This is a genomic window from Bacillus sp. V3-13 (assembly GCF_002860165.1).
In the GTDB taxonomy this organism is placed as follows: Bacteria; Bacillota; Bacilli; order Bacillales; family Cytobacillaceae; genus Bacillus_BJ.
Window position 1 is genome coordinate 43,995 of the sequence record NZ_PGUZ01000042.1, and the last position, 24,974, is coordinate 68,968.

Genomic DNA, 24,974 nt, shown 5'->3' on the forward strand with positions numbered 1-24,974 from the left:
GCGGTCATTTATACTTTTTCCAATCTAAATCGCTCTCCTGCAGGAGCTCTGCAAACGATTTATTTTTCTCTTTTAATCTTCTTTCTTCCCGCTTTCGTTCCGCTTCTTCTTCCTGCTTTCTTATTTCTTCTGATTTTAACTCTTTTTGCTTTTCTTTCAGCTTTTCCATTAAATCTTGATTAAGCATATCCCCCAATGTGACAGCTTTATCTTCTTTTTGTCTTGATGCCTGTTTCACTGATTTCTTTCTCATTCGAATCCCTCGCTTGACAATGTTAGCTGTATTATATCATCTTAAAAGAAAGTTAAATAGAAGTTGGCTTTCTGCAAACGATAGTAAACGCCGGAGCAAGAGCTGCCGGCGTGGCCTATATTAAAATGCTTCCATTTTCACTGTATCATCGATGATTAACTTAGGCTCTGTGCTACTTGTGACATCCTCAATTGTAAACCCTTTTGCAACTTCGATCAGCTTCAAACCGGACGCGGTGACATCGATAACAGCTCTATCGGTAATGATCCGGTCGACGACTCCCTTGCCTGTGAGCGGCAGACTGCACTGCTTCAATATTTTCGCCTCCCCGTTTTTGTTCGCATGGTCCATAATGACGATGATCTTTTGCGCGCCATGGACAAGATCCATTGCTCCGCCCATCCCTTTGATCATTTTTCCGGGAATCATCCAGTTGGCGAGATCACCATTTTCGGATACTTCCATTCCGCCAAGAATCGCAATGTTGATATGGCCGCCGCGGATCATCGCAAAGGATTCGGCACTGTCAAAATAGGCGGCTCCCGGTATCGCCGTTACCGTTTCTTTTCCGGCATTAATTAAGTCGGGGTCCACCTCACTCTCGGCCGGATAAGGGCCGATTCCGAGCAAGCCATTTTCTGATTGAAGGACGACTTGTTTCTGATCAGAAATATAATTCGCCACCAAAGTTGGCATTCCGATTCCAAGGTTGACGTAAAAGCCGTCTTTAATCTCTTTCTCTGCTCTTCTTGCAATCTTTTCGCGAACAGCCGCTTTATCGTTGCTCATGAAACCTCTCCTTTCAGCGGTTTTATTTTTTTACAGTCAGCCTCTCGATTCGCTTTTCCTGCTTCCCTTCAATTAATGTTTGCACGTACACGCTTGGCGTATGAATCGTATTCGGATCGAGTTCACCGATATCAACTAATGATTCAACTTCCGCAATCGTTACTTTGCCTGCCGCCGCAATCATCGGGTTAAAATTCCGGGCGGTTTTTTCGTACACGAGATTTCCCATCCGGTCGCCTTTCGCGGCGCGGACAAGGCTGAAGTCTGCCGTCAATGATTCTTCCAATAAATATTCCTTTCCGTTAAAAACTCTTGTTTCCTTTCCATCCGCAATCGGCGTACCGACCCCGGCTGGCGTGTAAAAAGCGGGGATGCCGGCGCCGCCCGCGCGGATTTTCTCCGCCAGTGTCCCTTGCGGAATCAGCTCGACCTCGATTTCCCCGGACAATACTTGTCTTTCAAACTCTTTATTTTCACCGACATACGATCCTATCATTTTTTTAATCTGTTTATTTTGCAAAAGCAGCCCAAGACCCCAATCATCGACACCGCAATTATTCGAAATAACCGTTAAGTCCTTGACGCCTTTATCAACGAGGGCAAGGATCAGGTTTTCAGGGATTCCGCATAACCCGAAACCGCCTACCATCAATGTTGCTCCATCATAAATATCAGCGACCGCTTCCTCGAAGGATGCAGATATTTTTTTCATCGTTTGCGCTCCTTTCGTTTGAAAACGCCTTATTCACAAGTATCCTATACCAATTCAACTACGGATGCGACACCCTGTCCCCCGCCGATACAAAGGGTGGCCAGACCCATTCTGGCATTGCGGCGTTTCATTTCGTGAATAAGCGTAACAAGGATTCTCGCTCCGCTTGCCCCAATCGGGTGTCCCAGTGCAATCGCCCCGCCATTTACATTTAAAATATCCCTGTTAAAGCGCAGCTCCCGGCCAACCGCAAGTGACTGGGCGGCAAAAGCTTCATTCGCTTCAATCAGCTCAAGCTCTTCCATCGAAACAGCCGCTTTCTCAAGCGCTTTTTTGACGGCAGAAACGGGTCCAATGCCCATGATGCTTGGGTCAACCCCGGCGCTTGCATTCCCTTTTAGGACAACAAGCGGCGTCAATCCAAGTTCCTCCGCTTTGCTCCGGCTCATCACAACGAGAGCCGCTGCGCCGTCATTAATACCCGATGCGTTTCCTGCCGTGACACTGCCGTCCTTTTTAAAAGCAGGGCGAAGGCCGGCAAGCTTCTCGACTGTCGTGCCCTTTTTTGGATATTCATCGGTATCAAAAACAATTGGATCGCCTTTTCGCTGCGGAATTTCAACCGGGACGATTTCATCCTTAAACTTGCCGGCCCCGATTGCTTTCGCGGCTTTCTCCTGGCTCCACGCGGCAAACTCATCCTGCTCCGCGCGCGAGAGTCCAAATTGCGCACAAAGGTTTTCGGCGGTTACGCCCATATGGTAGTCGTTGAAGGCGCACCATAAGCCATCGGCAATCATGCTGTCGATCAGCTTCTGGTCACCCATCTTGAACCCGTCCCGCGCATTCTTTAGCAAGTATGGAGCCTGGCTCATATTTTCCATTCCGCCAGCAACGATCATTTCAGCATCACCTGCGATAATCGCCTGCGCGGCAAGATGGACAGCTTTCAACCCTGAACCGCACACTTTATTGATTGTCAGCGCCGACACAGTTTCAGGAAGACCGGCTTTCAAAGCCGACTGCCTTGCCGGATTTTGGCCAAGGCCGGCCTGAAGGACATTCCCCATAATCACCTCATCTACCTGGCCGGGGCTGACGCCTGCTTTCTCAAGCGCATCCTTGATCGCAACCGCACCAAGCTCTGGAGCCGATACATCCTTGAGGCTGCCATTAAAGCTGCCAATCGCGGTTCTGACAGCGCTTACAATTACTGCTTCAGTTTTTGCCATTTTTATCGTCCTTTCCATCGGTATTCACTCTTTTATATTTCGAGTGAAACAAAAAAATTCCTTTTATTTTGTCAAAATTTCTATAATTCTTGCTTTTTAAAAAATAATCACCTTACAATTAAAAAGAGATTTGGATATGATTCAATGCAGCTTTGACCGTGAGACAATCCGGGAGGGAAAAACATGGCACTTCTTTTACCTGAAAAAGTAACGATCATTGAGGTCGGTCCGAGGGATGGGCTCCAGAACGAAAAATCATTTGTACCAACCGAAATAAAAAAACAATTCATATCTGCTTTAAAACAAGCAGGCATCAAAGAAATGGAAATTACCTCTTTTGTATCTCCAAAATGGGTGCCGCAAATGGGCGATGCTGCTGAAATTGCAGCGAACTGTCTTGAGGGCGGGAAACGAAATATTGTTCTCACCCCAAACGCTAAAGGCGTGGAACGGGCGCGAATGGCGAACTGCCGTGCAGTGGCCGTGTTTGTTGGGGTCAGCAACACGTTTAACCAAAAAAATATTAACAAAACAACCGCGGACAGCATGGCTGAATTAACCCCGATCATCCAGCAGCTCAAAGCCGATGAATTCTTTGTACGCGCTTGCATTTCAACCGCTTTTTATTGTCCTTACGAAGGAAAAATTGCCGAAGAAGACACCGTCAATCTCTGCCGGCAATTTGCGCTGGCAGGCGCCGATGAACTCAGTGTTGCCGACACGATTGGAATGGCAGCTCCCCATGAATCATTTTCGCTGTTCTCGACACTGAAAAATGAACTGCCGGATGTTCTTTTAACAGCCCATTTTCATGACACACGCAAAATGGCGCTAACCAACATTTATGCCGCATTGCAGGCCGGCATTGACCGGTTTGATACGTCGGCCGGCGGATTGGGCGGCTGCCCGTTTGCGCCCGGAGCCGCCGGAAATGCAGCAACCGAAGATGTTGTCTACATGCTTGAACGAATGGGCATCGACACAGGAGTCCAGTTAGCAGATTTGGTTAAAGCGATCGATGTTGTCCGCCCCCACCTATCCCGCCCAATTGAGAGCTCCTATTACCGGTTGAATGCCCAAACGGTTTAAAAAGGTTCTGAACATGTATAAACGAGACAAGACCGGCATCCGGTTTTGTCTTTTTTGTCTCACAAGACTTTTTTTGTTTTAAATTCCCGGCTGATGATAAAATAAAGAAGAAAAACATTGTGAAGGGGATAGTCTTTTGAGAAGGTTGTTCCGTTTTTTGTTATCCTTTTTAGTGCTTCTGTCTTCTCTCGGAGTATATTTTACGAACCGGCTGATGTACATGAAAAAGAAGGATGACGATTTTATTTTAAATCGTGAAAAAGAAGCCGGCCGCTTCAACCCGTTGGAATTCGAGCAGCTGCCGAAACGGGAAGCAACGGTCGATTCCCCTTTTGGCTATTCCTTGAAGACGGTTTTAGTGGAGCCTTATGAGACGAACCGCTATATCATTATCTGCCATGGCGTAACCGAGAATAAAACGAATTCAATTAAATATATGAACCTGTTTTTGAAACGCGGATTTAACGCAGTTATTTATGATCATCGCCGCCACGGTGAATCAGGCGGCAAGACAACAAGCTATGGCCATTATGAAAAATACGATTTGAAAGCAGTCGTCGACTGGCTGAGAAAAGAACAAGGACCGGATCTTCTGCTTGGAATCCATGGAGAGTCGATGGGTGCGGCAACGATGCTTTTATACGCAGGCATGCTTGAGGATGGAGCGGATTTTTATATCGCCGACTGTCCTTTTTCCGACTTTAAAGAGCAGCTTGCCTACCAGTTAAAGGCGGAAATGAAACTGCCGCCAAAGCTGCTTTTGCCTGTAGCCGACCTGTTTTTACGGTTCCGGGACAAATACTCGATCCGCGATGTCTCCCCTATTTCCGTCATCGAAAATATTAAAAAGCCGGTTTTATTTATTCACAGCGCAAAGGATGATTTCATCCTGCCTACCATGACCGAAGCTTTGTTTGAACAGAAAAAAGGGCCGAAAAAGCTGTTTTTAGCTGTCAACGGCCGTCATGCACAGTCACTCAATGAAAACGCCGAGGAATATGAAAAAGCCATCGATGAATTTCTTGAAGATCATGTTCATTTGCGGCAGGCGGAACAAGGCAGTCCTGTTTCATCATGAAAATGAGAAAAGCCGCCCGCGGGCAGCTTTTAGAGATTAAAAAAATGTGTTAACACCCCGCTGCTGCCTGGCGGGGTGTTGGCATCTACCCGGATTTTTCCGCATAAGCTGCAGGCCATAGGTTTTGCTGTTACTTGCGAATCTGTCCCGTTCCATAAATGAAAAATTTGCTTGATGTTAGCGCGTTTAATCCCATTGGGCCTCTTGCATGAAGCTTTTGGGTGCTGATTCCGATTTCTGCACCATACCCGAATTCGAATCCGTCTGTAAAACGGGTTGACGCATTGTGGTAGACTGCTGCCGCATCGACCTTGTTCAAGAAGATGGAGGCATTCAGTCCGTTATTGGTAACAATGGCTTCCGAGTGCTGTGATCCATATTTGTTTATATGCTCGATCGCTTCATCAACGTTTTTCACGACCTTAATGCTCACCGATAAAGCCAGATATTCAGTATGCCAATCCTCTTCTGTTGCCGTTTTTGCCGCCGGGAACGCATGGCAAATGGTTTCATCTCCGTAAATTTCAACTCCATTTTCATGAAGCACCCCGAGCAACTTTTCTCCATGATGATCAAACCATTTTTCATGTATTAATATGGTTTCAATGGCATTGCAAACCGACGGGCGCTGGGTTTTTGCATTTAAAACGATGCGTTCGGCCATGTCCTCTTCAGCACTGTCATCAATAAAAATATGGCAATTGCCGGCGCCGGTTTCCAAAATTGGAACAGTGGCCTCCCGTTTGACGGTTTCAATTAGATCTTTTCCACCTCTTGGGATCAATACATCCAAATATTCATCCAGGTGAAAAAGCGCTTGCGCTGTTTCCCTGCTTGTATCTTCGATCAGTTGGACCGCATCAAGTGGAATGACGCTATTTTCCAGGGCCCGATGGATCGATTGAACAAGAGCCATGTTTGAAAATTTTGCTGAGGAACTTCCTCTTAAAATCACCGCATTCCCCGTCTTTAAGCATAGTGTTGCCGCATCGATCGTCACATTCGGCCTGGCTTCATAAATCATGCCGATCACGCCGAGTGGAACCCGGTTTTTTTTAATTAAAAGGCCGTTTTCTTTTTGTATCGTTTCGAGCGTTTCTCCGATCGGATCGTGAAGTGAAATTAATTGTCTGATTGCATGAGCCATATCATGAATGCGTTTTTCATTGAGCATAATTCGATCAAGGATGGCATCTGAAAGCCCTTTTTGTTTGCCTTCCTGTAAATCCTTTTGATTTTTCGCGAGAATTTCCGCCTGATCCTTTAATAATTGGCCGGCAATCATCCGCAATGCTTCATTCTTTTCATTGGTTGAGATTCCTGCTAATGAATAGCTTGCTAATTTAGCTGCCCGGCCTTTTTTCTTTACCTCGTTCACGGTAACCCCTCCAGTCTATGCTCTAACCCATTTGTTACGATGAATCACTTCCAAAGATGACTTCATCGGTTCCTTTTTTCTTTCTTCACCGCGTTTTCCGATTAATTGTTGCAGATCATCTGAAGAATAAGTGACTTCCCCTTTCCCCAATAAACCATTGATTCCGAATACCTCAACGACATCCCCTTTTTGAAATCGTCCTTTCACTTCAAAAACCCCGGCTGGCAATAAGCTTCCACCGTTAAAAATGATGGCTTCCTCCGCCCCTTTATCGATAAAGATCCGCCCGGCGACTTCCGAGTGATAGGCAATCCATTGTCGCCTGGTATTGATCGATCCGAGGGCCCGGTTGCGAATATACGTGCCATCTCCATTGCCTTCGAGAATTTCGAGCAGTTTTTCAGTTCCTGTTCCCTTGCCAATAAAGACGGGAACACCAAGGGAAAGGGCCGTTTTGGCGGCAATCAGCTTCGACTTCATTCCGCCTGTGCCCACTTTTGACCCACTCGCTTGCGCAGCCGCCAGCATTTCGTCCGTAATGTTCTCAAGACAATCCATTTTCCTGGCGGATGGGTTCACTCTTGGATCAGCGTCATATAGCCCATTAATGTCTGTCAAAATGATGAGCTGGTCGGCATGAACAAGACCGCTAACGAGAGCCGAAAGCATATCGTTATCACCAAAAGTTAATTCCTCTACGGACACAGTGTCATTTTCGTTAATAATCGGTATGATCCTTCGCTCCAAAAGTTCCATTATTGTTGCATAAGCGTTTTGATAGCGCTCCCGATTTGAAAAGTCATTTCTTGTCAGAAGAATTTGCGCAGGGATCATATTTAATTCCGTAAATTTTTCAATATAGGATTTGATGAGAAGACTTTGGCCGACGGCTGCGGCGGCTTGCTTTCCTTTTAAAGTAATTGGCCTGGATGAATAGCCCAGCTTCACAAAACCGGCCGCAACAGCTCCGGATGACACTAATAACACTTCATGTCCTTCTTTTCGCAGAGACGCTACTGCGTTTATATGATCAACTAATTTTTCTTGATCAATTTCACCTTTTTCATTTGTCAAAGAGCTGCTTCCAATTTTAACCACAATACGTTTCTTTTTCATTTACGGCCTTCTCCTAAATCATTATTCTTGTCTATGAAGGATTGAGGGGTGCTGGATCCTGTAACAAGCTGCCACACTCGAACATAAAAAAGCCCATTCATCCTGTCTACAAGGACGAAAGGGCTTGCTTCCGTGGTACCACCTTTATTGGACATGTCAAACACACATCCCACTCTGCCTTTTAACGCAAGGACACGCCTCTGTTTTAGCAGAGGACTGAGGAGGCAGGTTCTGCGGCTTCCCGTGGCGAAATCTTCCAGCTTATAAATTTCGCTCTCTGTCACTTCAAGACACGCATACTAATCTTCCGTTAACGTTCACTGATTTTTTAAAAAAATTATGACAAGGAAAAGGGCAATTGTCAAGAGACAGCCTGCAATTTTCTAGCTTCCTGTTTTGTCAACAAAGCTCATTCTTCCATTTAAAATCTGGCCCGGACTTTTTAATTGAAAGCAATTGGACGCGTCGGAAAAATCGATTTTCATTTGCTCATCCAAAAAAACGGCCTTTGATTTCTCAACATACAGGCTGCCGCTGTTTGTTGCAATTTCCTGATCATCTTCATCAAGCTCGTTTACGAGCCAGAGAGCAGTTACGCCGTTCATGACGCAGCCGGTTCCTTTTGTATCATACTTCAGCTTTAAATAACCCGGTTTGTCCGCTGTCTTTTCAGCAATTTTGTCCGCTGCTGCTTCTGTTATGGTGATTTCCATCATAAGCTCCCCTCTCTGTGCGTACTCTTATTGTAGCACATATCTTTGATTAATTTGTTTTGCCGGCTTATGCTTGCTTTCCTCTGTTTTCCCGTTATTATTAAAGATAAATTGGCAAAGGAGTGGGATCATGGAAAAAGTACAAATCAAGGTGATGGACAACGGCTCTCTCCGGGTCACCGGTGACGTTGAGCTGGTTGATATGGAAGGAAATAAGTTTCCAACAAAGCCGATCTTCTCATTATGCCGTTGCGGGCTGTCTGAAAACAAGCCTTTCTGTGACGGCAGCCATAAAGGGAAGTTCGCTTCAAGCGTACGGGCAGAAAAAGTGCCGGGTGATAACGAATAAGTTGGGGGCGGCTTCTCTTTCAGGAAGCCGCCTTTTCCCTCTGGCAAACCTTCCCGGCTGCTCAATCATCCGTAAATTGAACATCGACAATGTCGGCAAGCGGCAGGCGGTACACTTGGTCAAAACGGTCAACCACATGCAGTTTCCGCGCCATTTCATCCCAATAATGAATCGTCCCAATCACGAGCTCATGACGGCGGCCCCGATAATGCGTAATCGTAACCGTCTTCCGAAATTCCATCGCTTCGGCAATCGTTTCATTCATCAGCTCAAGCTGCTGTTCATCGGGCTCGGCCTTTTTCTCATATGTCTCTTCCTCTGCCCATTCATGCAGCAGCTTTACGTGCTCAGGAAGCATCATCGACGTCCATTTTATTTTTCCACGGTCTCGAATCATCATCTTTTCCCCCTGTCTCTCTATCCTTTATGGCCGCCGACAAGCTGTGCGCGTTGCCTTGCTGTCCCGCCAGCCGTATACGAAACAGCCCGCAGCAGTGCCACCGGACCGTAACGGTTGCGAATTCTGTCAACAACATAGCCCAAATCACGCTTTTTTCCTTTGTCAGCGTTAAACAAACTGAGCTGCAGATGATGGTCATCAACGATATTCCCAAGTGAGATCGAAATTTGCCGGACTGTTTTCCCTTCATAATGTTCCTGGAAAAGCTCGAGGCAGACCCGGTAAAGTTGCATCGTCACATTTGTCGGCTCCTTCATCGTCCTCGAGCGGTAAAAGCCGCCGCCAAATTCATCCTCGCTGTAGCTGACACCGAAGCTGACCGTTCTCCCGGCCTTTTTTTCATCGCGTGCTCTTTTTGCGACCTCCTCGCACATTTCCAATATGACGCTTTTAATCTCATGCTCCTCTTTATAATCACGGAGCAAAATCTGGCTTTTGCCATAGCTGAGCTGCCCTTCCATAACCGGGGCGCCAATATCGGAAAAATCGATTCCCCAGGCATGATAATAAAGCTGGTTTCCGATAATGCCAAACCTCTGTTCAAGCTTTTTCAAATCATAGCGGGCCAGTTGCCCGACCGTAAAGATCCCCATCCCATTAAGATTTTTCTCCATCCGTCTGCCGATTCCCCACATTTTCCTTAATGGGGAAACGCTCCAGAGCTTTTCCGGTACGTCATGATACGTCCATTCAGCAATTCCTTCCGTTTTCGCTTCAAGATCCAAACAAAGCTTTGCCATCAGCATATTCGGGCCAATGCCAATCGTACATGTAAGCTGAAATTGCCGTTCAATATCATCTCTTATTTTTTTGGCAATCGTCTTTGCATCGCCAAAGATGTTGGTCACTCCATCTACCTGGATAAAGCTTTCATCGACACTGTACGTATGAATTGCTTCCTGCGGAACATAGCGGTGAAATACGCGGGTAATTTCGGTGGAAATCCGCATATATGCAGCCATCCGGGGCTCGACCAGAATAATGCACGGATCATTTGGAATTTCAAACAGCCGCGAGCCCGTTTTTACACCGAACTCCTTTTTTAAAAGCGGTGAGGCAGCGAGAACGATGCTGCCGGGGTTTTCCATATGGCTGACAACCGCCAAATAACAATTAAGCGGATCAAGGCCCTGCATGACAGCAGAACAGCTTGCATAAAAGCTTTTGATGTCAATGCATAAAATTTGTTTGTGCGGCATCTCGTTGTAATTGACCATGAACGCTCCTCCATTTTCTTTAATTTCAGAACGTTTGTTCCGTTTCATTGTACCCATTATATTAAGCGAATAGACGTTCTTATTCAATGGAAATTTTACGACGAATTTCTTGAAATCGACTTTCGTGCCAGCCTGATTCTTTTTTGGAAAAGCGTTATAATCAATTCGAGGTGTAACGACATGGATAAAAAATTCATTTTTAAACTGCTTCAAAATTGCTTGCGGCAATACCAGCATGAGCTGCCGCTGAGCGAAGAGGATTATGATCATCTTTATGGCAAAATCATCGAGCAACAAAAGGAAACAGATGCAGATCTGCATGATATTGTGAATGATGTCGTTTATGAGTATTTGACCGGTTAAATTTCGCATGCCAAAACGGCATAAACGAGTAACTAAAAAAAGCCGATGCGCAATGCATCAGCCAGATTATTTTACATCGATCGCCTTGATTATTTTAGCGGGATTGCCGCCTGCCACCGTGTTTTCCGGCACATCTTTTACCACAACAGCTCCGGCTGCAATAACGGCGTTATCGCCGATTGTTACTCCGGGAGCAATGACTGCCCGGCCGCCAATCCAAACATTGTTGCCAATTGTAACAGGCTTTCCGTATTCAGTCCCGGCGATGCGCTCGTATGGATCGAGTGGATGGGTTGCCGTGTAAATATGGACGCCGGGCGCCATAAAACAATTTTCGCCGATGCGCACCTCGCACACATCCAATATGACGCAATCAAAATTGGCATAAAAATTTTCGCCGACGTGGATGTTATAGCCGTAATCACAGCGAAAAAAAGGTTCAACAAACAGGTTTTCCCCCGTAGATCCAAACAATTCCTTCAAGATCGACGTTCTCTTATCATACTCTGTTTCCAACGTCTCGTTGTAGAGACGGGTAAGCTTCCGGGCGTGCTCGCGTTCTTTGACGAGCACGGGATCGGACGCGGCGTATAACTCGCCCATCAGCATTTTTTCCTTTTCGGATCTCATTTAATCACCTCGCACAGCTGTTGTGAAAAACGATAGGGCTATTTCTGGTTAAAAGCTCTCTTGCCAAGGCGCTCAAACAGCCGCGGGAACAACGCGTAAACAACACTGCCCGCATGCATCCAGCGCGGCAGGTTAATCTCACGGGTCGGCGTCAGCATTCTATTCACGATTTTCTCTGCAACTTCTTTCGGATCAAGCATAAAACGCCGAATATTTTTTACATATGTACCTTTTTGGTCAGCAATATTAAAAAAATCGGTTGCGATCGGCCCTGGATTAACGGCTGTAACGTAAATATTTGAATCGGCTGCTTCCATCCTCAGACTGTTTGTATAGCCAAGCACCGCATGCTTGGTAGCCGAATATACGCTGGATTTCGGTGTTGCTATTTTCCCTGCCTGTGAAGCAATGTTGATAATATGGCCGGACGCTTGCGCCCGCATAACCGGCAGGACCATCCTTGTACACGCCATCAGCCCGACAACATTGACATTAAACATGCCTTTTATCTCGTCAATCGTGGCCTCATGCGCTTCGCGAAAAACGCCGAAGCCGGCATTGTTTACTAAAATATCGACACGGCCGAGTTGGCCGAGGGCTTTTTCAAACACAGTCTGGACCTCATCCGTTTTCGACACATCAAGCTGATGCACGTAAACGTCAATATCGAAGCGGCCCTGAAGTTCCGTCTTTAACGCTTCCAGCTTATCAAGGCTCCGCGCCATCAGGACAAGGTTTGCGCCGCGTCCCGCACAAAGGCGGGCAATCTCAGCTCCAATCCCACCGGAAGCACCGGTGATAATAATATTTTTTCCCTTCAGCGAATCTGCCGCCAAATCGTTCACCTCATCATGCCCTGTAAAGATAGGCTTTGTTGTCTTTTATCATATCAATCTCACCCAATGACCGTAAATAGTCAAGCTGGGCAACCGTTTCGGAAATGGTCAATGTCAATTCCCGCTCATAAACAGCGGGAAAAAGGCGCTGGCATATTTCGAACACCGCCAATGGCTCAGCCTCCAGCCAGCTTTTCACCAGCATCGCCCGCTCATGCTGCCTGGCCAGCCTCTTTTCGACAAGCTCCGCTACATTCCTAATCTCGGGACCGTGCCCGGCGTACAGGCACTCAATCGGGTAGTTGAGCAATTTTTTAATTGAAGCATTATATTGAAGCTGGGGCGTCGGCCGTTCCGTTTCACCGGGCAGTGGCGGCTCAATCAGCGGATTCGGAGAAATCGTTGCCAGCAGCAAATCGCCGCCAATCGCAACACCGTCTGTCTCACGCCAAAGAGCAATATGGCTTTGCGCATGGCCAGGTGTGTTCAACACTTTCCAATCGTACAAGCCCGGCGGCGTGTCTCCCTCTGTTATGGTGCCAGTCAGGGAACGATTGCAGGAAAATTTCAACGTCTTTTTCATGGCTTCAATGTATGGGAAAAATTTCTCCGGAATCGCAAACTCAACAAAAAGCCTGTGATAGAAATCTTTATGCTCCTGGAAAAAAGCCTCGGTACGGTTCAGCCATCTTTCATTTAACGGATGGCCGTATACCTCGAGTGATGGCGGAAAAAAATCGAGCAATCCGACATGATCGGGATGGTGGTGGGTCAAAACCACTTGTTCAATATCTTGCGGACTCAGCTTTAGCTCCTTCAACTGGCTTTTGAAGCTTTCCCAGGCCGCTTCTGTTTTTGGCCCGACATCAACAAGGGTCAACCGGTCCCCTTTAATTAAAAAAATGTTTACATCCCCTACCGCAAAAGGGGTAGGCAGCGCAAGCACGGCAATTCCGTTTTTCCATTCAATCATCCTTCAAACTCCTCAGGTCTTATTATACTCAAATAAAAATCTGTTTCTCTTTTATATACGAAACACAAAAAGAGCGCATACATGTTTGGTCGCCACATCTAGTTTAGCGCTCTTTTTGAAAATTGTCATTATTTTCGCATAATTATTTCTTAAATCAATAGAGTAATAATCACAACAAGCACGAATGAAACCGAGCCAGCCAGCTTGAGTGGATGACTGAATTTGTATTCGTGATAAGGTGCCACTCTATCTGAAATTGCCCCGAATAACATCACGCCTGCCAACATCAGTGACCCGCCCGTGAAAAAATTATTCATTGCATTGGCAAGCTTAGTAAGATGATTCATGAATACTACAAATAAGTAACCTAAAAATCCATGCAAAATGATTGATAAACAAATATCTTTTACTTTCATGCTGTTCCTCCCCCAGAGATAAACTGCCAATAATTTCATATTAACAAATTTAAAGAGAACAATATACAAAAAATTCAATCTTTTCGATCCGTTAGTTTCCTGACAACAAGAGGATTTTTAGCAAATCAGACATATCCCCCTTGACAAACAAGCTTGTTACGTTGCATAATCACTTATAAATTTATTATTTAAACGGGCAATGAATAAGGCCAGTAAATGGAAAACGGCAAAAGAGAGTGAAGCCCGCCGGCTGAAAGGCTTCACCGCCCTCTTGACCATTGAAACCTACCTTATGAGCTGTTAGGCAAAACCTAAACGCATTCCGGCGTTAGCGGAATTGAGTTGCACTTGTTCAAACGGTAAAATCCGTGTGGAACTGGTGAATGAAGGTGGTACCACGGAAGCTAGACCTTTCGTCCTTTTCGGATGAAAGGTCTTTTTGTATTTATATTTGCAAAAAGGAGGAGGCCGCAAATGAAAAAGCTTGTATTCATTGGAGCAGGCTCGATGGCTGAGGCGATGATTTCCGGCATTGTCGAAAAAGAGTTGCTGGAAAAAGAAAAAATTTGGGTCACAAATAGAAGCGATCAAAAAAAGCTGGCAAAGCTGCACCAGCGGTACGGCGTCAGTATATCCGGGAGCGGGGCGGAATTGTTTGACGGTGCCGATGCGGTCATATTAGCGGTGAAACCGAAGGATGCGGCCGTTGCCGTTTCAGCAATCAGGCCATTTTTAACGGCAAAAACGCTGATCATCTCCGTGCTTGCCGGAGTCTCGATAGAAAGCATTCAAAAGCTGGCAGGAAAAGAGCTGGCGGTGGTCCGGGCGATGCCGAACACGTCTGCGGCGATCGGAAAATCAGCAACGGCGCTTGCTGTCAACAGCCGGGTTTCCTTAAGACAGAAGAAAATGGCAGAAACAATCTTCAATACAATCGGTTTAACCGCGGCTGTTGCCGAAAACCAGCTTGATGCCGTCACCGGCCTTTCCGGCAGTGGTCCTGCTTACATTTATTATCTCGTGGAAGCGATGGAAAAAAGCGCGGCTGAAATCGGCCTTGAGAAAGGATTGGCGAAAGAGCTTATTATCCAGACCTTGCTGGGTGCTGCCGGGATGCTGGATAGCTCCAACAAGGCACCAAAACAGCTCAGGCAGGATGTTACAAGCCCGGGCGGAACAACCGAGGCCGGCATAAAAGTATTGGAAGCACATGGGGTTCAGGATGCTTTTATTTCGTGCATTAAAGAAGCAACCGCGCAGTCGAAAAAGCTTGGCAGCATGCTGAGCAGCGAGATCGATTCTGTCAAACAGCACGTTTAACTTATCGAAAATGGAGAAAAATAAAACACCAAATACCGGTTTAGCGTTTTTGCGGAAAAAACGCTTGAGCCGGTTTTTTTCATTTTGAAAACCAGACTGGTATAATATAGATATATTTACATAAGCGAAATAAGGGAGGCTTTACATATGGAACGAAAGTTATTTTCACCGTATACAGTTAAAGATGTAACCTTTAAAAATCGTATTGTGATGGCGCCAATGTGCATGTATTCATGTTTTAACGAAGATGGCCTCGTTACGAACTGGCATCGCACCCATTATGCAAGCCGGGCAGTTGGACAGGTAGGTTTGATTATTTTAGAAGCAACCGCTGTGACGGCGCAAGGAAGGATTAGCCCGCAAGATCTCGGGATATGGAGTGACGATCATATCGAAGGGCTGAAAGAGTTAACCGGCCTAATCAAGGAACATGGCGCAAAAGCCGGAATCCAGATTGCCCATGCCGGCCGGAAAGCTACGATCGATGGTGAAATTATTGCCCCTTCAGCGATCCCGTTTAATGAAAAGTCGAAAACGCCAAAAGAAATGACGAAGGGTGAAATTGCCGGGACCATTGAAGCCTTTAGGTTAGGAGCCGAACGAGCTAAAAAGGCCGGCTTTGATGTCATCGAAATTCACGGAGCCCACGGCTATTTAATCAATGAATTTTTGTCGCCGCTTTCCAATCAGCGCAATGATGAATATGGTGGCAGCGCTGAAAACCGCTACCGTTTCCTTCGCGAGGTCATTGACGCAGTCAAAACTGTCTGGGATGGCCCGTTGTTTGTGCGGGTTTCTGCCAGTGACTATCATGAAGAAGGATTAAATGTCGACGACTATGTAATGTTTAGCAAATGGATGAAGGAACAGGGCATTGATCTTATTGACGTCAGCTCCGGTGCACTTGTTCCCGCCTCGATCAAAGCATTCCCTGGCTATCAAGTGCCATTTGCGGATAAAATTAAACATGAAGCGGATATTCCAACCGGTGCCGTCGGCCTGATCACCACCGGAATTCAGGCAGAAGAAATTTTGCAGAACAACCGGGCTGATCTTATCATCCTGGCCCGCGCACTGCTCCGCGATCCGTATTGGCCAAGAACGGCGGCAAGAGAACTTGGCGTTGACATCGAAGCACCAAAGCAATATGAGCGCGGCTGGTCGTTATAATTTTTTCTGTTCTTTTTGCGATAGTGTTATAGTTTTTTAGCATCAATCAGTTTGCTTTTAATCAGCTGTTGGGTATAATAAAAATAGAAAGCAGCGTATATTAAAAAAGACCGCCGGTGCTGGTAACACCAAACGGTCTTGCAATAGGCGGTTCCCTTTAAGGGGGATCGGCTGTTAAGCGGAGTAATCCACCTGAGCCGTTAACTCAAGGGTGGATTATTTTTTTTGGTCGTGTGACAGGATCGCGACGATCAAGCCTGCAAAAGTTACTGCAAACATCAACGCTTCGAATACCGTCACCAGCACCACCCCCTTTCTGTTCGGGGATGAGTGCCGACCACCCTTGAGAAACCTATTCTATTGCTCTATTATTATATCATGCTCAGGCTTCTGACGCGTCCTAGTTTATGAGATACATCGTATCTAGCTCTGTTTCAATTATTTTGCCGATAAATTTTTTTACTGTATACTCTTTTGCTTCCCCGACTGCTTTAAAACATACTTATCCAGCAAAAGGTTTTCGGGTTCCATTGAAAAACCGCCGCCGCCCATTGCAATAATTTGTTTCATAGAAATCCCCCCTTCGATTATCATTTTCAGCATAACAATCCTACTGTTATTGCAGGCAGCCTTACAATTTCCTTCTTTAATCAGCCTCATTAGTGAAGCAGCACTTCACATAATATTATTCTCTAAGCAATTATACTTAAATTATGTTTCCCATATCCGAGTAACCACGTTATTTCCACCTGAAATACACACTTCAAACACATCCGGATTAGTCATCTCCAGCCAATGTGTAAAACCAAACCGATCGTCAAAATAGCGGAGCAGCAACGTTGATAAATTGCCATGGCTGACGAGCACGATATTTTCTGCCGGCGATGCGATCGCTTCTTCCAAAATCGAAGCAGCCCGCTTCATTCCTGATGCCTGCGATTCACCACCTTCAAAAACAAGTTCAAAATCGGCGAAGCTTTGCTTTACCTTATCGAGCCAATCCGGATAATATTCCGAGCTTAATACCCGCTCGCCAAGGCGGCTATCCTCGATAATTTCCAATCCTTTTAAATCGGACAGAGGCTTTATTGTCGCTATTGCCCTGATAAATGGGCTTGAATAGATTACATCAATTTGCTTATCTGCAAACAAGCAGGCCAGTGCAGCAGCCTGTCTGACTCCGATTTCGGTCAGGGGGGAATCAAACGGCTGTCCCTCAGCCTGCGCATGCCGGACAATGTAAATCGTCTTCATCAAAAACGCCCCCGCTTCATCGGGATTGATATTTCCATAAAATCAGCAGCAATCACGGTGTCTTTGAACAGCTCCTGCGCTTCCTGTTCGAGCTCTTTCCAGGCAGGACGGTCATATCTTGAGCTAATATGGGTGATGACCAGCTTGCTGGCATTTGCCTTTAAAGCAACCTGTGCAGCCTGATGGGTTGTCGAATGAAAGTAATCAAATGCCATCTGTTCTTCGTCCTTTGATAAAGTTGCTTCATGGACAAGCACGTCAGCTTCTCTGGCAAGCTCAACAGCGTTATTGCATACTCTCGTATCACCAAGGATCGCCACGATCCGGCCTTTCTTTGGCGGATCCAAAAACTCGGCCGCATGAATCACCGTTCCATCCTCAAGCACAACATCTTCACCGTTTTTTATTTTTTTATAAAGAGGGCCAGGTTTTAATCCAGCTTCAGCAAGCTTGTCGGCAAGCAGGGTGCCGGGCCGGTCCTTTTCAACAACGCGGTACCCGTAGGAAGGAATTCCATGGTCAAGCAACTGCGCTTCAACATAAAACTGGTCGTCCTCGAATACAATCCCTTCGTCGATTTCAACAATCTTTAGCGGGTATCTCAAATGCGAATGGCTGATTGACAAGCTCATCACGATATATTCTTTCAACCCTTTCGGCCCGTACAAAGTCACTTCCGATTCGCCGGCCTGAAAAGACCTGCTGGACAGTAGCCCGGGAAGCCCGTATATATGGTCACCGTGAAGGTGGGTGACAAAAATTTTTTCAATCCGTCGCGGTTTAATTGAAGTATGCAGAATTTGATGCTGGGTTGCTTCTCCACAATCAAACAGCCAGATCGATCCCCGCTCTTCCAATAGCTTCAAAGCTATTGACGTAACATTGCGCATCTTGGCCGGAACACCCGCTCCTGTGCCCAGAAAAAAAACATCCATCCGATCACTCCTTTCTAAACAGGCTGTTCTGAAACCCGTGGTTAACACGCCAATCCTGTAACAGTAAATTCGCCCGTGGCCATCCATAAATTTACTATACGCTATGCCTTCTGGTTCATCAACATTTCCCGCATGAGCTCTTAATCGTTTTTTGTTTATAACCGGGCAAGTCCGGGCAAAATAAACGCTTGCATAAGCAGATTCGTTGAAAAAATAACGGCCTTCATAATACTCTATAAGCTAACGTTAAAAAATCTTTAACGCGTGCACTTTTTCGAGTGGATAGCATCGCATGATTGGAATAGAATAACTATAGCACTAATAATTTGCTAAATAGTTGAGAAACCGATAAAATTTTATACTTGTATAGGTCACTTGTTTCAAAAATGAATATGTACATAAATTTTTCAGGTAAAGAGAGGTCCTTGAATCGTGAAACAGAACGAAAAACCAACTGCACTCATCATGATATTTGGTGCGACAGGAGATTTGGCAAAACGGAAATTATTCCCGTCTTTATATAATCTTTATAAAAAAGGCAAGCTGGAACGATTCGCCGTAATTGGCGTTGCAAGACGTCCTCTTACGAATGAAGATTTTCAAAAAAGCGTTGCGGACTCACTGCAGGCATCCAGCGACGGCACGGAAAATCTTGACGACTTCACGTCCCGCTTTTATTACCACTCCCACGACGTGACCGATTCAAGCTCCTACCAGGCATTAAATAATATGGCAGGAGAATTGGATCAGCATTATTCGCTCGAAGGAAACCGGATTTTTTATCTGGCAATGGCTCCTGAATTTTTCGGAACAATTGCCGAGCATTTAAAGCACGATGGGTTGACCGATGTTCCGGGCTTTAAGCGGCTTGTCATTGAAAAGCCGTTCGGGCATGATCTTGAATCCGCAAAAGAGCTGAACAACCGGATTCGTACTGCCTTTAATGAGGACGAAGTGTATCGGATCGATCATTATCTCGGCAAGGAAATGGTGCAAAATATTGAAGTGATTCGCTTTGCCAACGCGATTTTCGAACCGCTATGGAACAACCGTTTCATCTCCAACATTCAAGTAACTTCAAGCGAGACGCTCGGTGTCGAGGAACGGGGACGCTATTACGAAAAGAGCGGTGCACTGCGCGATATGGTTCAGAACCATATGCTGCAAATGGTTGCTTTGCTTGCGATGGAACCGCCGATCCGGTTAACGACAGATGAGATTCGCTCTGAAAAGGTCAAGGTTTTGCGGGCGTTGCGTCCTTTAGAAAGAGAAGAGGTCAACAACGCTTTTGTCCGCGGCCAGTATGGTGCAGGCCAAATCAATGGCACACCAGTCCCTGCTTACCGGCAGGAGCCGATGGTTGATGAGAACTCAAATACAGAAACATTCGTGGCCGGAAAACTGTTAATCGATAATTTCCGCTGGGCCGGCGTTCCAATCTACATTCGGACAGGAAAACGGATGAAAGCAAAATCAACGAAGATTGTCATTCAATTCCAGGATGTGCCGATGAATTTATATTATCATACGGAACAAACATTACATCCGAACCTGCTTGTTATTCACATCCAGCCGGAGGAAGGCATCACCATGCATTTAAATGCGAAAAAGTCAGGAAAGAACATGGAGGCGACCCAGGTTAAATTAAATTTCGCCAATAAGGACATTGACGGAATCAACACACCTGAAGCCTACGAAAAACTTCTTTATGATTGCATGCGCGGGGATGCAACAAACTTTACGCATTGGGATGAGGTTGCCCTGTCCTGGAATTTTGTTGATAAAATTTCCGAAGTATGGGAAAGCACAAAGGAAGAAAACTTCCCGAATTACGAATCTGGATCGATGGGTCCCGAAGCAGCAGACGAATTGCTTGCAAAAGATGGATTCTTCTGGTGGCCGGTTACGGATTTGGAAGTAGAAAATTGCTGACAAATACCCCCTGCAAAATATTGCAGGGGGCATTTTATATCCCGATTCCTCTCAATCCTTATGAAAACAAGCCCTTAATGCTTTCGATCAATTCTTTAAAGAAATTTGAAACTGATTGGAGAAAGCCTTCGTCACCAACTGCTTCATCTATCCTTTTTTGAATGTCACCCGTTAAATCCTCAAGCTGGTTGCGGACATTGTCAAAGTTAATATTCAAGTCGCGCATTCTATCAAACAGATCAATCAAAAGCTGCCTGTCTTCCGGACTTAAATTGATTTCAAGTGCCTTCAGCTTCTCATCAACAATTTGTTCAATTTCTTCTTTCGTTGCCGGATTTTGTTCGGCAATTTCCTTCTTGATCTCTGTCAGCAGCTCACTGACCTTGTCCTGGTCAAGTCCTTCCTTTTTGGCCAGGTCGGTAGCCAGATTTAATTCATCATTTGCAACCTCGGTGCGCTCCTGATCCAGTGGCGCACCCTCTCCCTGATCATAAGCTTTATAAATGCCGACCAGGGCAGAATGGCCGCTCACCTTTACCGGTGAAGCAACATCGACAACCGCATCCTCAATCCCCGCGGTTAACAGAGCATTTGAATACATTTCATCGGTTACTTCGGTAATGTTCTCCGGCGTCACCTGATTGATCACCAGGCCTTCCCCTGCATCTTTTCGCGTGATTTTAGCCGAAGAGTACATATTTGAATGGGGATCACCTTTTATATAATGGACAAGATCCTCACCGGTCACGGTGATTTCCTTCACTTTGCCCGGATCTGTCACTTCCAGCAACTCGCGGACTTTTTCTTTTTGTGCTTCTGATAAGGCTTCACCGTAAACGACAACCGGCAGCCCGAATTTTTCATTAATGCTCTCTTCTTCTTTCGCGCTGTCAGCAAAGGCAGTACCGTTTACAGTAAACACTACTGATAATACAGCAGCAATCGCAAACCATTTTAAAAATCGTTTCAACATGGATTGTTCTCCTTTTCTTTTTAAAAGAATTCTATTGTTATTGACTGTTTTTATCGGGGAAAAGTTTCATTTTTAATCAAAATGATCATTTCAGACCTATTATCCTTTCGCAACATTTCACAATAACCGTATACCCTGCTCCCGGCAATTGAAACCGCTGCTTGGCATTGGGCTTGTGTCAATACGTTACCAGCTGTCAGGTTTGGCATAAAATGATTATGTCTGGTGCTGCGGATAGAAAAAAACAGTGCTCCCCATATAGAGGTGCACTGTTTTTGTTTTATTCCATCCACTCAGTGTGAAAAATTCCTTCTTTGTCAATTCTCTGGTACGTATGGGCACCGAAGTAATCGCGTTGCGCTTGAAGCAGGTTCGCCGGGAGCGTCTCCGTGCGGTAGCTGTCGTAGTAGGAAAGGGCAGCTGCGAATGACGGTACCGGAATTCCGTTTTGCACGGCCGAGCCGATGATTTCACGCAATGCCTTTTGGTAGCTTTCAACAATTTCCTTAAAATATGGGTCAAGAAGCAGGTTTTTCAGACCTGGATCGCGGTCATACGCTTCTTTGATTTTTTGCAGGAATTGGGCACGAATAATACATCCGCCGCGGAAAATCATCGCGATATCACCGTACTGAAGGTCCCAGCCATATTCTTCGGAAGCGGCACGCATTTGCGCAAAACCTTGGGCGTAAGAACAGATTTTGCTCATGTACAGCGCTTTGCGGACTGATTCAATAAAGGCTTCTTTGTCGCCGCTAAAAGCTTGAACCTCTGGCCCGTTTAAAATTTTGCTTGCATGAACGCGTTCTTCCTTCATTGCCGAAATAAACCGGGCAAATACGGACTCAGTAATGATCGGAAGCGGCACTCCCAAATCAAGCGCGCTTTGGCTCGTCCATTTGCCTGTGCCTTTTTGGCCTGCCGTATCGAGAATCACATCAACGAGCGGTTTGCCTGTTTCTTCATCGACTTTTGTGAAGATGTCCGCGGTAATTTCGATTAAATAGCTGTCAAGTTCACCCTTATTCCAGTCGGCAAACACTTCATGCAGCTCGCGGGCATTTAAACCGAGCACATTTTTTAACAGGAAGTAGGATTCGGCGATTAATTGCATATCGCCATACTCGATTCCGTTGTGAACCATTTTGACGTAATGGCCGGCACCATCAGGACCAATATAGGTTGTACAAGGCTCGCCGTTTACTTTTGCAGAAATGTCTTCAAAGATCGGTGCGACGAGATCATACGCTTCCTTCTGGCCGCCAGGCATAATCGAAGGGCCCTTCAATGCACCTTCTTCGCCGCCGGAGACACCTGTTCCGATAAAATGGATGCCAAGCTCGCTCAGCTCTTTATTGCGGCGCTGTGTATCAGCGAAAAATGTATTTCCGCCATCGATGACAATATCGCCTTTTTCAAGGAGCGGCTTTAATTGCTCAATCGTTGCGTCGGTTGGTCCGCCCGCTTTCACCATCAGCAAAATTTTACGGGGAGTCTCAAGGGATTGAACGAATTCTTCCATTGAATATGTACCAACAATGTTTCTTCCCTTTGTTTCCTCGAGCATCTCGTCTGTTTTTTCACGGGAGCGGTTATAAACGGAGACTGTATAGCCCCTGCTCTCGATATTCATGGCGAGGTTTTTTCCCATTACCGCCAAACCGATGACACCGATTTGTTGTTTTGTCATATGAAAAACGTCCCTTCTACACCTAAATATGTATTGAATCACACATTAACTGCCAGTAACTGCAGTGTGCTTCATATAGAATAACCCACTTAACTTTAGCAAGTTTCAATTTGAGATGCAACTAAACAACCCTGCAATCTTAATTTAAACGTTTACAGGCAAATTCATCCGAGCTGCGGCTGTATTATTCAGGTTTTTTATCCGGAAATGTCTGCAAAAAATCTTTATTGAAGCTTGTATCCGTGCCGACTTTCGGGTTTTGCCGGTCCTTTTCTGCCAGTGAACCTGCATGTTCGATGATATGTTTGCCGTACTTCTCCCTCAGCTTTTCGACTGTTTGAAAAAGGGGCTCTTTTTTCGCATCTTCCTCAAACGAGAACAGGTCGAGCTGCTTGATGGCCTGTCCCTTTTCCTGAAGGTCTGTCCCGGTTACTCCCAAAAGCCTGACCGGGTCACCGTTCCAATGCTTTAAAAAAAGCTGCGCGGCAGCAGAATGGATTTCCTCTTTGCGGCTGACCGGATTATCGAGCTTTTTGCTTCGCGTAATCGTTTTTCTGTCCTTATACCGGATTGTCACGGCAATGTTGGTCGCGACAACCTGCTTTCTATTGAGCCTGATTGCCACTTTTTCGGAAAGGCCTTCAAGAACATGAAGAAGAGCCTGTTGATTGGCGACATCCTTTGGAAGGGTCGTTGAATTGCCGACGCTTTTAAAATCGGACACAGCTTCAGGATCAACGGGCCTGCGGTCTTCGCCGTTGGCACGTTCTTTTAGCCTGGCTCCGTTAATGCCGAGGTGCTTCTTCAAAGTGATATTATCAGCGCCCGCGAGATCGCCGATTGTGTGAATGCCAATCGCCGCCAGTTTTTCAGCCGTCTTTTTGCCGATCCCATACATTTGTCCGGCAGGCAGCGGCCAGAGGATTTTAGGAACATCACGCTTTCTTAAAATCGTGATCCCCATCGGTTTTTTCATGTCAGAGGCCATTTTGGCAAGAAATTTATTTGGCGCAATCCCGATGCTGCAGGGCAAGTCAAGCTGTTCGTAAATCCTGTTTTGGATCGTTTTGGCGATCTCGGGCGGTTCGCCATATTCATAGCTTTCTGTTATATCCATATATCCTTCATCGATCGAAACCGGCTCGACAAGGTCGGAAAATTGCCCCAGGATCTCAAACATTCCGATTGAAGCGGCCCGATATCTTTCAAAGTTGGGCTTTTTTACAATCAGCTGGGGACAAAGCTTGCGGGCTTCCCATAAGGTCATCGTTGTTTTAACGCCGAATTTCCTTGCCTCATAGCTGCAAGTGACAATAATGCCGCGCCGTTCTTCCACATTGCCGGCAATCGCAAGCGGCTTCCCCTTCAATGATGGATCGTAGGCCATCTCGACAGAAGCATAGAAACTGTTCATATCTACGTGCAAAATGACTCGGCCCTTTTTTGGATACATCTCTTTCATGCCGGCACTTCCCTGATTTTCGGATTCTGTCTTTATTTTACCAGAAATCATTCACAAACACACGTTCCCGGCCAGGGTTTTTTACACCAGAAAAAAACAGCCCTATTGCGAGCTGTTTCCTGCCTTAATTTGTTTGCACTTGATCCTCCATATGTTCGCGAATCTCTTTTATCCCTTCAAGTGACTGGACAAGAATGGACGGATCGATAACCGTAATCAGGCGCTGATCAAGATTGGCGACACCGGTAAAGTAAGTTGTCTTTTGGCAGGCGATTAAACCGATCTGCTTGAGAGCATCGGACGGGATATCGAGAATTTCTTTCGCGTCTTTTACAAGCACGCCAAGAGCCAGATCATCCGTTTGCAGGACAATTAATCTTGTTTGCTCATTGATCTCCAAAAAGCGGTTATACAAAATATTTTCAAAGTCTATGACAGGAATTAATTCTCCTCTTACCTTCACAATCCCTTTCACATATTCCGGAAGGTGGGGAATCGGCGTTGCCCCCTCCATTTTTTCGATGGAGATCACATTTTCGATTGGAATCGCATAATCTTCACTTCCCACCTGGAACACTACTACTTTTTTGATCTCACTCACGGTCATTCCCCCTTTATGTAAACACACCAATTT

Annotated in this window: 26 protein-coding genes and 1 pseudogene; 7 read left to right on the plus strand and 20 right to left on the minus strand. The window is 45.8% G+C overall.

Features of this window, described 5'->3' with window-relative positions:
* Window positions 1-4 precede the first annotated feature (4 nt).
* The 4 genes from CU633_RS15590 to CU633_RS15605 form a co-directional block, all read right to left on the minus strand.
* The gene (locus CU633_RS15590; RefSeq protein ID WP_101661515.1) at window positions 5-253 is read right to left on the minus strand and encodes a YqkE family protein; all 249 of its coding nucleotides are present in this window, start codon (window positions 251-253) and stop codon (window positions 5-7) included.
* 120 nt (window positions 254-373) lie between these two features.
* Window positions 374-1,042: a CoA transferase subunit B gene (locus CU633_RS15595; protein WP_101661516.1), complete on the minus strand. Its 669-nt coding sequence runs from the start codon at window positions 1,040-1,042 to the stop codon at window positions 374-376.
* 22 nt (window positions 1,043-1,064) lie between these two features.
* Complete coding sequence (locus tag CU633_RS15600) at window positions 1,065-1,754, minus strand: CoA transferase subunit A (protein WP_101661517.1); 690 nt, start codon at window positions 1,752-1,754, stop codon at window positions 1,065-1,067.
* A 44-nt stretch (window positions 1,755-1,798) separates the two neighbouring features.
* Window positions 1,799-2,986, minus strand: a complete 1,188-nt coding sequence (locus CU633_RS15605) for an acetyl-CoA C-acetyltransferase (protein ID WP_101661625.1) — start codon at window positions 2,984-2,986, stop codon at window positions 1,799-1,801.
* A gap of 183 nt (window positions 2,987-3,169) precedes the next feature.
* Here CU633_RS15605 and CU633_RS15610 point away from each other — a divergent pair, with 183 nt between their 5' ends.
* Together CU633_RS15610 and CU633_RS15615 are read left to right on the plus strand one after the other, a co-directional pair.
* Window positions 3,170-4,075, plus strand: coding sequence for a hydroxymethylglutaryl-CoA lyase (locus CU633_RS15610; RefSeq protein WP_101661518.1), 906 nt, complete (start codon window positions 3,170-3,172; stop codon window positions 4,073-4,075).
* 136 nt (window positions 4,076-4,211) lie between these two features.
* Window positions 4,212-5,153 carry an alpha/beta hydrolase gene (locus CU633_RS15615; RefSeq protein ID WP_101661519.1) on the plus strand — a complete coding sequence of 314 codons (942 nt, stop codon included), beginning with the start codon at window positions 4,212-4,214 and terminating at the stop codon, window positions 5,151-5,153.
* Window positions 5,154-5,283: 130 nt separating this feature from the next.
* Here CU633_RS15615 and CU633_RS15620 read toward each other — a convergent pair whose 3' ends face one another.
* The 3 genes from CU633_RS15620 to CU633_RS15630 form a co-directional block, all read right to left on the minus strand.
* On the minus strand, window positions 5,284-6,531 hold the full coding sequence (locus tag CU633_RS15620) for a glutamate-5-semialdehyde dehydrogenase (RefSeq protein ID WP_101661520.1): 1,248 nt from the start codon (window positions 6,529-6,531) through the stop codon (window positions 5,284-5,286).
* Window positions 6,532-6,546: 15 nt separating this feature from the next.
* The gene (proB, locus tag CU633_RS15625) at window positions 6,547-7,647 is read right to left on the minus strand and encodes a glutamate 5-kinase (protein ID WP_101661521.1); all 1,101 of its coding nucleotides are present in this window, start codon (window positions 7,645-7,647) and stop codon (window positions 6,547-6,549) included.
* 383 nt (window positions 7,648-8,030) lie between these two features.
* Complete coding sequence (locus CU633_RS15630; protein WP_101661522.1) at window positions 8,031-8,360, minus strand: iron-sulfur cluster biosynthesis family protein; 330 nt, start codon at window positions 8,358-8,360, stop codon at window positions 8,031-8,033.
* A gap of 130 nt (window positions 8,361-8,490) precedes the next feature.
* On the opposite strand from CU633_RS15630, the gene CU633_RS15635 reads away from it, so the two are divergent.
* Complete coding sequence (locus tag CU633_RS15635; RefSeq protein ID WP_101661523.1) at window positions 8,491-8,709, plus strand: CDGSH iron-sulfur domain-containing protein; 219 nt, start codon at window positions 8,491-8,493, stop codon at window positions 8,707-8,709.
* Between the two features lie 61 nt (window positions 8,710-8,770).
* Here CU633_RS15635 and CU633_RS15640 read toward each other — a convergent pair whose 3' ends face one another.
* Together CU633_RS15640 and CU633_RS15645 are read right to left on the minus strand one after the other, a co-directional pair.
* Window positions 8,771-9,106: a YolD-like family protein gene (locus CU633_RS15640; protein WP_101661524.1), complete on the minus strand. Its 336-nt coding sequence runs from the start codon at window positions 9,104-9,106 to the stop codon at window positions 8,771-8,773.
* Between the two features lie 20 nt (window positions 9,107-9,126).
* On the minus strand, window positions 9,127-10,386 hold the full coding sequence (locus CU633_RS15645) for a Y-family DNA polymerase (RefSeq protein WP_101661525.1): 1,260 nt from the start codon (window positions 10,384-10,386) through the stop codon (window positions 9,127-9,129).
* A 180-nt stretch (window positions 10,387-10,566) separates the two neighbouring features.
* Here CU633_RS15645 and CU633_RS15650 point away from each other — a divergent pair, with 180 nt between their 5' ends.
* Window positions 10,567-10,749 carry a YqzH family protein gene (locus CU633_RS15650; RefSeq protein WP_101661526.1) on the plus strand — a complete coding sequence of 61 codons (183 nt, stop codon included), beginning with the start codon at window positions 10,567-10,569 and terminating at the stop codon, window positions 10,747-10,749.
* Between the two features lie 66 nt (window positions 10,750-10,815).
* Here CU633_RS15650 and CU633_RS15655 read toward each other — a convergent pair whose 3' ends face one another.
* The 4 genes from CU633_RS15655 to CU633_RS15670 form a co-directional block, all read right to left on the minus strand.
* The gene (locus CU633_RS15655) at window positions 10,816-11,379 is read right to left on the minus strand and encodes a maltose acetyltransferase domain-containing protein (protein WP_101661527.1); all 564 of its coding nucleotides are present in this window, start codon (window positions 11,377-11,379) and stop codon (window positions 10,816-10,818) included.
* Window positions 11,380-11,417: 38 nt separating this feature from the next.
* Complete coding sequence (locus tag CU633_RS15660) at window positions 11,418-12,215, minus strand: SDR family NAD(P)-dependent oxidoreductase (RefSeq protein ID WP_101661528.1); 798 nt, start codon at window positions 12,213-12,215, stop codon at window positions 11,418-11,420.
* 13 nt (window positions 12,216-12,228) lie between these two features.
* On the minus strand, window positions 12,229-13,188 hold the full coding sequence (locus CU633_RS15665; RefSeq protein WP_101661529.1) for an MBL fold metallo-hydrolase: 960 nt from the start codon (window positions 13,186-13,188) through the stop codon (window positions 12,229-12,231).
* A gap of 149 nt (window positions 13,189-13,337) precedes the next feature.
* Entirely contained in the window at window positions 13,338-13,604 is a 267-nt protein-coding gene (locus tag CU633_RS15670; protein ID WP_101661530.1) for a hypothetical protein, read from the minus strand.
* 474 nt (window positions 13,605-14,078) lie between these two features.
* On the opposite strand from CU633_RS15670, the gene proC reads away from it, so the two are divergent.
* Both proC and namA read left to right on the plus strand, forming a co-directional pair.
* Window positions 14,079-14,924 carry a pyrroline-5-carboxylate reductase gene (gene proC / locus CU633_RS15675; protein WP_101661531.1) on the plus strand — a complete coding sequence of 282 codons (846 nt, stop codon included), beginning with the start codon at window positions 14,079-14,081 and terminating at the stop codon, window positions 14,922-14,924.
* Window positions 14,925-15,071: 147 nt separating this feature from the next.
* Window positions 15,072-16,094, plus strand: coding sequence for an NADPH dehydrogenase NamA (gene namA / locus CU633_RS15680; RefSeq protein ID WP_101661532.1), 1,023 nt, complete (start codon window positions 15,072-15,074; stop codon window positions 16,092-16,094).
* A gap of 474 nt (window positions 16,095-16,568) precedes the next feature.
* On the opposite strand, the pseudogene CU633_RS15685 reads toward namA, so the two are convergent.
* The 3 genes and pseudogenes from CU633_RS15685 to rnz form a co-directional block, all read right to left on the minus strand.
* Window positions 16,569-16,664, minus strand: a pseudogene (locus CU633_RS15685) (peptidase E); the annotation flags it as partial.
* Window positions 16,665-16,805: 141 nt separating this feature from the next.
* A complete protein-coding gene (locus CU633_RS15690; RefSeq protein ID WP_101661533.1) occupies window positions 16,806-17,348 on the minus strand; it encodes a histidine phosphatase family protein in 543 nt (180 codons plus the stop codon).
* On the minus strand, window positions 17,348-18,283 hold the full coding sequence (gene rnz, locus CU633_RS15695; RefSeq protein WP_101661534.1) for a ribonuclease Z: 936 nt from the start codon (window positions 18,281-18,283) through the stop codon (window positions 17,348-17,350). Before rnz ends, CU633_RS15690 begins: the two co-directional genes overlap by 1 nt.
* Window positions 18,284-18,715: 432 nt before the next feature.
* Between rnz and zwf the strand changes: the two genes are divergently transcribed.
* A complete protein-coding gene (gene zwf / locus CU633_RS15700; protein WP_101661535.1) occupies window positions 18,716-20,215 on the plus strand; it encodes a glucose-6-phosphate dehydrogenase in 1,500 nt (499 codons plus the stop codon).
* A gap of 58 nt (window positions 20,216-20,273) precedes the next feature.
* On the opposite strand, the gene CU633_RS15705 is transcribed toward zwf, so the two are convergent.
* From CU633_RS15705 to CU633_RS15720, 4 genes are all read right to left on the minus strand, one after another.
* Window positions 20,274-21,188, minus strand: a complete 915-nt coding sequence (locus CU633_RS15705) for a DUF1002 domain-containing protein (RefSeq protein WP_101661536.1) — start codon at window positions 21,186-21,188, stop codon at window positions 20,274-20,276.
* Window positions 21,189-21,468: 280 nt separating this feature from the next.
* A complete protein-coding gene (gene gndA, locus CU633_RS15710; RefSeq protein ID WP_101661537.1) occupies window positions 21,469-22,878 on the minus strand; it encodes an NADP-dependent phosphogluconate dehydrogenase in 1,410 nt (469 codons plus the stop codon).
* A 184-nt stretch (window positions 22,879-23,062) separates the two neighbouring features.
* Window positions 23,063-24,340, minus strand: a complete 1,278-nt coding sequence (locus CU633_RS15715) for a DNA polymerase IV (protein WP_101661626.1) — start codon at window positions 24,338-24,340, stop codon at window positions 23,063-23,065.
* 124 nt (window positions 24,341-24,464) lie between these two features.
* Window positions 24,465-24,941, minus strand: coding sequence for a chemotaxis protein CheW (locus CU633_RS15720; protein ID WP_101661538.1), 477 nt, complete (start codon window positions 24,939-24,941; stop codon window positions 24,465-24,467).
* Window positions 24,942-24,974 lie beyond the last annotated feature (33 nt).

Excerpts from the sequence above, each read along its gene's own strand:
- CU633_RS15715 (WP_101661626.1), bottom strand. The coding sequence starts at position 24,340 with ATGAAAGAGATGTATCCAAAAAAGGGCCGAGTCATTTTGCACGTAGAT.
- CU633_RS15595 (WP_101661516.1), bottom strand. The coding sequence starts at position 1,042 with ATGAGCAACGATAAAGCGGCTGTTCGCGAAAAGATTGCAAGAAGAGCA.
- proB (WP_101661521.1), bottom strand. The coding sequence starts at position 7,647 with ATGAAAAAGAAACGTATTGTGGTTAAAATTGGAAGCAGCTCTTTGACA.
- gndA (WP_101661537.1), bottom strand. The coding sequence starts at position 22,878 with ATGACAAAACAACAAATCGGTGTCATCGGTTTGGCGGTAATGGGAAAA.
- CU633_RS15605 (WP_101661625.1), bottom strand. The coding sequence starts at position 2,986 with ATGGCAAAAACTGAAGCAGTAATTGTAAGCGCTGTCAGAACCGCGATT.
- CU633_RS15655 (WP_101661527.1), bottom strand. The coding sequence starts at position 11,379 with ATGAGATCCGAAAAGGAAAAAATGCTGATGGGCGAGTTATACGCCGCG.
- CU633_RS15590 (WP_101661515.1), bottom strand. The coding sequence starts at position 253 with ATGAGAAAGAAATCAGTGAAACAGGCATCAAGACAAAAAGAAGATAAA.
- CU633_RS15690 (WP_101661533.1), bottom strand. The coding sequence starts at position 17,348 with ATGAAGACGATTTACATTGTCCGGCATGCGCAGGCTGAGGGACAGCCG.
- CU633_RS15645 (WP_101661525.1), bottom strand. The coding sequence starts at position 10,386 with ATGGTCAATTACAACGAGATGCCGCACAAACAAATTTTATGCATTGAC.
- CU633_RS15670 (WP_101661530.1), bottom strand. The coding sequence starts at position 13,604 with ATGAAAGTAAAAGATATTTGTTTATCAATCATTTTGCATGGATTTTTA.
- CU633_RS15630 (WP_101661522.1), bottom strand. The coding sequence starts at position 8,360 with ATGGAAATCACCATAACAGAAGCAGCAGCGGACAAAATTGCTGAAAAG.
- CU633_RS15610 (WP_101661518.1), top strand. The coding sequence starts at position 3,170 with ATGGCACTTCTTTTACCTGAAAAAGTAACGATCATTGAGGTCGGTCCG.
- CU633_RS15635 (WP_101661523.1), top strand. The coding sequence starts at position 8,491 with ATGGAAAAAGTACAAATCAAGGTGATGGACAACGGCTCTCTCCGGGTC.
- CU633_RS15600 (WP_101661517.1), bottom strand. The coding sequence starts at position 1,754 with ATGAAAAAAATATCTGCATCCTTCGAGGAAGCGGTCGCTGATATTTAT.
- rnz (WP_101661534.1), bottom strand. The coding sequence starts at position 18,283 with ATGGATGTTTTTTTTCTGGGCACAGGAGCGGGTGTTCCGGCCAAGATG.
- CU633_RS15650 (WP_101661526.1), top strand. The coding sequence starts at position 10,567 with ATGGATAAAAAATTCATTTTTAAACTGCTTCAAAATTGCTTGCGGCAA.
- proC (WP_101661531.1), top strand. The coding sequence starts at position 14,079 with ATGAAAAAGCTTGTATTCATTGGAGCAGGCTCGATGGCTGAGGCGATG.
- CU633_RS15640 (WP_101661524.1), bottom strand. The coding sequence starts at position 9,106 with ATGATTCGAGACCGTGGAAAAATAAAATGGACGTCGATGATGCTTCCT.
- CU633_RS15705 (WP_101661536.1), bottom strand. The coding sequence starts at position 21,188 with ATGTTGAAACGATTTTTAAAATGGTTTGCGATTGCTGCTGTATTATCA.
- namA (WP_101661532.1), top strand. The coding sequence starts at position 15,072 with ATGGAACGAAAGTTATTTTCACCGTATACAGTTAAAGATGTAACCTTT.
- CU633_RS15665 (WP_101661529.1), bottom strand. The coding sequence starts at position 13,188 with ATGATTGAATGGAAAAACGGAATTGCCGTGCTTGCGCTGCCTACCCCT.